Origin of the sequence: Thermococcus sp., from assembly GCF_027012695.1 — an archaeon.
In the GTDB taxonomy this organism is placed as follows: domain Archaea; phylum Methanobacteriota_B; class Thermococci; order Thermococcales; family Thermococcaceae; genus Thermococcus.
Genome location: NZ_JALUYR010000084.1, coordinates 1 through 2,018, shown reverse-complemented (window position 1 = coordinate 2,018; position 2,018 = coordinate 1). Strand labels below are relative to the sequence as shown.

The 2,018-nt window shown below is 49.5% G+C and carries 4 protein-coding genes; 1 reads left to right on the top strand and 3 read right to left on the bottom strand.

From position 1 onward, the window contains the following. The first annotated feature begins 125 nt into the window (after nt 1–125). Nucleotides 126–746 (top strand): hypothetical protein, encoded by a 621-nt coding sequence (locus MV985_RS06885; protein ID WP_297464686.1) that lies wholly within the window; start codon nt 126–128, stop codon nt 744–746. Here MV985_RS06885 and MV985_RS06880 read toward each other — a convergent pair. The 3 genes from MV985_RS06880 to MV985_RS06870 all read right to left on the bottom strand — a co-directional run. After that, nucleotides 736–1,143 carry a DUF3368 domain-containing protein gene (locus MV985_RS06880; protein WP_297464684.1) on the bottom strand — a complete coding sequence of 136 codons (408 nt, stop codon included), beginning with the start codon at nt 1,141–1,143 and terminating at the stop codon, nt 736–738. The two genes, MV985_RS06885 and MV985_RS06880, sit on opposite strands and share 11 nt — an antisense overlap. 80 nt (nt 1,144–1,223) lie before the next feature. Further along, a complete protein-coding gene (locus MV985_RS06875) occupies nt 1,224–1,475 on the bottom strand; it encodes a UPF0175 family protein (RefSeq protein ID WP_297464682.1) in 252 nt (83 codons plus the stop codon). 34 nt (nt 1,476–1,509) lie between these two features. Next, on the bottom strand, nt 1,510–2,018 hold a 509-nt coding region (locus MV985_RS06870; RefSeq protein WP_297464680.1), incomplete at its 5' end, for a methyltransferase domain-containing protein.

The window sequence follows — 2,018 nt, the reverse complement described above, 5'->3', positions numbered from 1 at the left end:
CTCTCTCTACATAGATAATACCCTCCGGGAGGAGGGAAATCTATAAGTACCCGGAGGGAGGAGGGAAATCTATAAGTACCCGGAGGGAGGAGGGAAATCTATAAGTACCCGGAGGGAGGAGGGAAATGGAGGAAGTAGAGGAATGTAGGAAATATCGGATGGATTATGGTCCGAATAATGGAGTGATTGGGGGACTGATAAAACTTCTTCTATTTGCCGGAGTTCCATTCATGTTTATAGCCGGAATTACTGACCCAAATTTGGGCTCACTTTTTTGGAAGCTTCTCGTTGCAATCCTTGCGTCTCTTTCCCTCTTGCTGATAATTGCAACAACAGCAGCGTACTTCACGATCTCTGTAAATGACCCCAACATCATGATTCAGAGATGTAAAGAGGAATGGGAGGAACATTGGCCTAGATACCACGAAGCCAACTCAGATATTGAAAAGTTAGCGGTGGTTTACTCAGTGGCCGTTGAAAGAACTCATGAGGGATTCAAGGGGACTCTCCTTATCTGGCTAACCGCAGGCATAGGTCTGACCCTATTGGAGTACGGGTCGTTTACGGGAAACATCACTCTATCCGATGGAGTTGTTCGACTCTCAGGGTTAATTTTCATGATACTCGGACCCATCAACTTTGTCTTGATGGTGTGGAGCTATTTACGCTATAGGAGGTATACAAAAGAACTCTTCGCCATCCAGCTCAAGAAAAGCGACAAGGCAGAAATCTCGATTAAGATTTAAGCTCCCCAGCGTTCTCCAGTATTTTTTGAACGATTCCATCGGAGATTCTGAAACCATGCTTCTTTAGCCTTTCAACGTAGGGCCCGACCTCCTTAATCAGTCCCCTCCTTTTAGCTAGGAGGAGAAGTCCCAGTGTACCGATTACACTCAGCCCAAAGCCCCTCGCGACCTTTCTCGCCTCTTTATTGTCCAGAACAACCAAATCAACGTCGTTTTCAATGGCGAACGCTATCGTTTCAGCCTCGCCGTAATCAACCAGCTCAAGCAGGAACTTAACGAGCTTTTGGTTCTTGGGCGAGACATTCTTCAAAAAGTCCGCCCTCGCTATATCCAAGGCCTCTTCGTGTGCAACCCCCTCAACGACGGTTTCGTAGTAGACGGCATCTGTGATGAACACTTAATCGAAAAGTTCATCCAAGATGTCGAGAAGTCCAAGCTTGGCGAGAAACATGAGTGGCGACGAGTTCACCGCAACCCTCATGAGAGCTCCTCCAAAACCTTGAGGTCGTTCTCAAGCTCCTCCTCATCGTAATGGATTCCCTTGCCTTCCCTGGCAAGAATCTCAATGAACTCCCACTTACTCACTCCAGCGAGCCTCCTCGCCTGCCCGAAGGATAGTATACCCTTCTCGTAAAGCCTTACGGCCAGCTCGACTTGGACCCTTTTCTCAACTTCATCCTCACGTATCTTCCTCATCTCCGGGAGCTCGACGACTATCTTCTTTCCCATCCTCCCACCGTTCTTATCTTGCGCCCAACACTATTTAACCCCTTTGCCTTCCGTAAATCACGAGGTAGTAGGGAAACCTGACCCGGGAGAGAACCAGCTCAAAGCCCTCCAGATTTACAAGCGCCTCCCTCGGGATTTTCTCCTCCCTTGGCGGGCCCTTCGGGGAATCCACACACCACTCTATCACGAGGATGTACTCCGCTCTCGAGGCCCAGCGGAGGTAGTCTTTCCACCCTTCAATTTCGTGAAGCGAGAGGGAAAAGGCAACAAGGTCCGGCGTTTCGTGTATTTCAGGCGGTTTTTCGGAGAGGATTACCTCAACGTTTGTGATTCCCCTCTCATTCAGCCTCTTTTCCAGGAGCTTGGCCATCTTGAGATTGGCCTCGACAGCATAGACCTTCCTGAAGACCCATGAGAGGGGAACTGTGAGATAACCGGTCCCTGCCCCAACATCAACAGCAACCTTCCTCCCAACCGGAAGGGAGAGGATGTAGCGCAGTATCTCCTTTATCGGGAGGACCCTTCTCCTCTCAGGACTGTCAA

What these genes read in the sequence shown, in the direction of transcription:
- MV985_RS06885 (WP_297464686.1), top strand. Translation starts at nt 126, where the DNA reads ATGGAGGAAGTAGAGGAATGTAGGAAATATCGGATGGATTATGGTCCG.
- MV985_RS06875 (WP_297464682.1), bottom strand. Translation starts at nt 1,475, where the DNA reads ATGGGAAAGAAGATAGTCGTCGAGCTCCCGGAGATGAGGAAGATACGT.